The 4236-nt window shown below is 73.7% G+C and carries 4 protein-coding genes; 1 reads left to right on the plus strand and 3 read right to left on the minus strand.

The features are described from left to right. Positions 1–56: 56 nt before the first annotated feature. From K6I33_RS32485 to K6I33_RS32495, 3 genes are all read right to left on the minus strand, one after another. Positions 57–1382 carry an NAD(P)/FAD-dependent oxidoreductase gene (locus tag K6I33_RS32485; RefSeq protein ID WP_229358187.1) on the minus strand — a complete coding sequence of 442 codons (1326 nt, stop codon included), beginning with the start codon at positions 1380–1382 and terminating at the stop codon, positions 57–59. Positions 1383–1558: 176 nt separating this feature from the next. Beyond that, positions 1559–2452 carry a TIGR01777 family oxidoreductase gene (locus K6I33_RS32490; protein WP_229358188.1) on the minus strand — a complete coding sequence of 298 codons (894 nt, stop codon included), beginning with the start codon at positions 2450–2452 and terminating at the stop codon, positions 1559–1561. A gap of 2 nt (positions 2453–2454) precedes the next feature. Continuing rightward, positions 2455–2973, minus strand: coding sequence for a DUF4240 domain-containing protein (locus K6I33_RS32495; protein ID WP_229358191.1), 519 nt, complete (start codon positions 2971–2973; stop codon positions 2455–2457). Positions 2974–3167: 194 nt separating this feature from the next. Between K6I33_RS32495 and K6I33_RS32500 the strand changes: the two genes are divergently transcribed. Then, positions 3168–4097, plus strand: coding sequence for an SDR family oxidoreductase (locus K6I33_RS32500; RefSeq protein ID WP_229358190.1), 930 nt, complete (start codon positions 3168–3170; stop codon positions 4095–4097). Positions 4098–4236: the final 139 nt, after the last annotated feature.

The following is a 4236-nucleotide window of genomic DNA, read 5'->3' on the forward strand; positions in this document are numbered from 1 at the left end:
GGTAGAACCCGCGCCGTCAGGCGCGGGCACCCCCCACCGGGGGGGCACCCGGAACGCTACGCGGCCCGCAGCGTGGTGGGGGTGCCGTAACCCGGGCGGATGCCCAGGTCGCGCAGGACCGCCTGCGCGGCCCGGCGGCCGGAGAAGAGGGCGCCCTGGACCGTGCTCGTGTCGCGGTGGTCGCCGCAGACGTAGAGCCCGGACAGCAGCCGGACCTGGCGGCGGACGTCGTGGGGGGCCGGCATGGCCGGGACGGCGTCGGGGTCGTGGTGGGCGGCCAGCAGGTGCCAGGACGACGTCGACGTGCCGTAGACGTGGGCCAGCTGCTCGCGGGCCAGCCGGTCGAGTTCGGCCGCGGGCAGGGCGGCGGCCGCCCCCAGCACCGTCGAGCTGATCAGCACGCGGCCCAGGGGCGCCCGGTCCGGGTCCACCTCGCTGGCGACCGTGGTGTGGGCGACCGGGCCCCGGCGGGTCCCGGTGAGGATCAGTGAGGCGTCCCGCAGCGGCGGTTCGTCGGCCGTGTGGTGGAGGACCGTCACCGGGTGGAAGTCGGGCAGCCGGAGGCCGGGGACGAGCTCGGCCGCGGCCCGGGCGCCCGTCGCCACGATGACGGAGCGGCAGGTGAACGTGCCGTGCCCGGCGGTGCCGACGGTCGTGGTGCCCACGGAGGTGGCCTCCACGCCCGTGCGGACCGTGCCCGGCGGGAGCTGGGCGGCCATCAGTTCGGGGATGACGCCGGAGCCCCCGGCGGGCAGACAGAGCCGGCCCCGCGCGTAGCCGCGCAGCACCAGGTCGGCGCAGCGGCTGGACGTGGTGAGGTCGGGATCGGAGAGCAGGGACGTCAGGAGGGGGCGCAGGAAGCCCTCCACCGTGCGGGTCGGCAGGCCCCGGGAGGTGAGGGTCGCCGACGTGGGGCGGTCCGGCCGGGCCAGCATCCGGTCGATGGGCAGCGCGGCCAGGCGGGCCAGTGCCGCGCCGAGCCGCGCTTGATCGAGGCCGGCGCTCCGTGACGCGCGGGCCGCCGCGAAGGCGCGGGCGGTGGTGAACGCGCGCTTGGCGCCGCGGAGTTCGCCGGTGCGGTGGTTGCGGCCGTCGGCGTGGACCAGCACCCCGGGGGTGAAGGGGCGCAGCTTGAGCGCCTCCAGGCCCGGGGTGCGGATCAGCTCCGGGAAGGAGGTGTTGAGCAACTGGCCGGAGCGGTCCAGCAGGAACCCGTCGGCCTTGTCGGTCGTCATGCGGCCGCCGGGGCGGTGGGCCGTCTCCAGGACGGTGACCGTCACTCCGGCGGCGGTGAGCTGTTGGGCCGCGGAGAGGCCGGCCAGGCCGGCTCCCACGATGACGACGTCAGCGTGGTGTGCGGTGTGGCGTGCGCTGTCGAGCACGTGCCCTCCCGGGGTCGGTCCGCTCGCTGGGGGCCTGATGCCCCCAACGGGCGGCGGCAATGCGCGAGTTCGCCTCGACCGTAGAGAGAATTCCGGTCAATAACAGTCGCGCACAGGGCGAGCACGGTCGCACGGTGGTCGCACGGTCGGGGTACTTGAAGCTTGGAGCGGAGTCGTCAGCTGTCGGTCAGCGCCGCGCGTACGGCGCTCTCGACGTCCGGGCAGGCGAAGCGGAAACCGGAGTCCAGCAGCCGGGTGGGCAGGGCACGGCAGCTGGCCAGCACTTCCGTGGCCATCTCGCCCAGGGCCAGCCTGAGCGCCGGAGCGGGCGCGGGCAGCAGTGCCGGACGCTTCAGCGCGCGCCCCACCGCCTCGGTCACCTCCCGGTTGGTGGCCGGGTGGGGTGCCGTGAGGTTCACCGGGCCGGACACGTCCGCCTCCAGGAGGTGGCGCAGGGCCGCGACGTGGTCCCGAAGGGCGATGAAGCTCCAGTACTGGCGGCCGTCGCCGAGCCGGCCGCCGAGGCCCGCCCGGAACAGCGGGAAGAGCTTCGCCGCCGCGCCGCCGTGCCGGGAGAGGACGATCCCGGTGCGGAGGAGGACCGTTCGTACGCCCGCTTCCCGCGCCGCGCCCGCGGCTTCCTCCCAGTCCCGGCAGACCTCGGCGAGGAAACCGCTGCCGGGCGGGCTGTCCTCGTCCACCGTGCGGTCGCCCGTGTCGCCGTAGAAGCCGATCGCGCTGCCCGAGAGGAACACCCGGGGCGGGGTGGCGAGGGAGGCCAGCGCCTCGGCGAGCGCCCCCGTGCCGTGCACCCTGCTGTCGCGGATCTCCTTCTTGTACGCGGCCGTCCAGCGGTGCGCGGCCACCCCGGCGCCGGCCAGGTGGACCACGGCCGCGCAGCCGGCCAGCGCCTCGGGGTCGGCGGACCGGCCGCGGGGGTCCCACTCGGCCTCCCCGGCGCTCCGGGGCGCGCGGCGCACCAGCCGCACCACCTCGTGGCCGTCCTTCTCCAGCGAACGGGTCAGCGCCGAGCCGATGAGGCCGGTCGACCCGGTGATCGCGACGCGCATCGTCACTCCCGGAAGCGGTCCCAGAGGGCGGGGAAGCGCTCGGCCAGCACGGCTTCGTCCTCCAGGTCGAAGGGGGCGCCCACCGGTTCGGGGGGCTGGGGCGGCAGTCCCAGGTCGGGGATCTCCGTACCGGTCAGCTGTTCGTACGCCTCGTCCGCCGCGTAGCCGAGGTCCTCGCCGTCCCCGTCGACCTCGTCGTCGAAGTCGTCCAGGAGCTCGGCCAGGCTGTCCGGATCGTGCACCGCGCCCTCGAAGACCTCTCTGCCCTGGCCGATGAGCCAGCACCGGAAGTAGTCGTACACGTCGTCGCTCGCCCCGTCGAGGAGGACGGCGGCGGCCCCCCACAGGTCCCAGAGGTAGGCGCGGTTGTACCGCGCCTCGAAGTGCCGGGCGAAGTCCAGCACGGCGTCCGGGTCGAACTGCGTCAGCTTCTCGACCAGGAGGTCCGCCTGATCCTCGGCGTCTCCCTCGGCGGCCTCGCGAGTGCTGTCCATCAGCTCCCAGAACTCGGTCTCGTCCATCACGGCTCAAGCATCGGTCCTGCAGGGGGGCCACGCACCCGGAGGGGCTCGGATGCGGCCGTGTTGTTATCGGCCAGTACCGGGGAGGGTGATGCCGGCATGCCGCTTATCCGGTCGGATACCCGACACAAGGTGTCCGGTATCGGTGCGAACGTCATGACCGTCGCACGGAACGAGTGAGAGGACATGTTGTCGTGACTGCATCGGAGAGCGCGGTTCGGCCCCTTGACGGCAAGGTGGCGCTGGTCGCCGGAGCCACCCGGGGCGCGGGGCGGGCCATGGCCGTGGAGCTGGGGCGCGCTGGGGCCGTCGTCTACGCGACCGGGCGCACCACGCGCGAGCGGCGCAGCGAGGTCGGCCGGCCCGAGACCATCGAGGAGACGGCGGAACTGGTGACGGCGGCGGGCGGCACGGGCATCGCCGTGCCGGTCGACCACCTGGAGCCGGACGCGGTACGGGCGCTGGTCGAGCGGATCGACGAGGAGCACGGACGGCTGGACGTGCTCGTGAACGATGTCTGGGGCGGGGACCACCTGCTCGAGTTCGACAAGAAGGTGTGGGAGGTGAACCTGGCGGACGGGCTGCGGATGCTCCGGCTCTCGCTCGACGCCCACGCCATCACCAGCCACTACGCCGTGCCGCTGCTGATCCGGCGCCCCGGGGGACTGCTCGTGGAGATCACCGACGGCACGGAGGAGTCCAACCGGGCCTACCGCGGCAACCTCTTCTTCGACCTCGCCAAGTACGGCCCGATCCGGATGGTGTTCGGACTGGCCCAGGAGCTGAAGGAGTACGGCGGTACGGCGATGTGCCTGACGCCCGGGTTCCTGCGCTCGGAGGAGATGCTGGACCACTTCGGGGTCACGGAGGCGACGTGGCGGGACGCGATCGCGAAGGAACCGCACTTCGCCATCGCCGAGTCCCCGGCGTTCATCGGGCGCGGGCTCGCCGCGGTGGCGGCCGACCCGGAGCGGGCCCGTTGGAACGGACGGTCCGTTTCCAGTGGCCAACTGGCCCGGGAGTACGGGTTCACTGACGTGGACGGGTCGCGGCCGGATTGCGACGGGTACTTCAGGGATGTCGTCTTCGGTGACGTTTCCGCGTCCGCGGAGGATTACCGGTAGGGCACCGGCCGCTTTCCGGCTGCCCGCCGGGCGCCTCCCGCGCGGGGTTCCGTGGACGTGCCGGTTGCCCACCGGTGGTGCATTTCGGCTTGCCCGCCGTGGGGGTTTTCCGCGCCTTCGGCGCGGTTCTACCCCACCC

The organism is Streptomyces sp. UNOB3_S3 (genome assembly GCF_020740895.1).
Classification (GTDB): Bacteria; Actinomycetota; Actinomycetes; order Streptomycetales; family Streptomycetaceae; genus Streptomyces.

What these genes read in the sequence shown, in the direction of transcription:
- K6I33_RS32495 (WP_229358191.1), bottom strand. Translation starts at nt 2,973, where the DNA reads ATGGACGAGACCGAGTTCTGGGAGCTGATGGACAGCACTCGCGAGGCC.
- K6I33_RS32490 (WP_229358188.1), bottom strand. Translation starts at nt 2,452, where the DNA reads ATGCGCGTCGCGATCACCGGGTCGACCGGCCTCATCGGCTCGGCGCTG.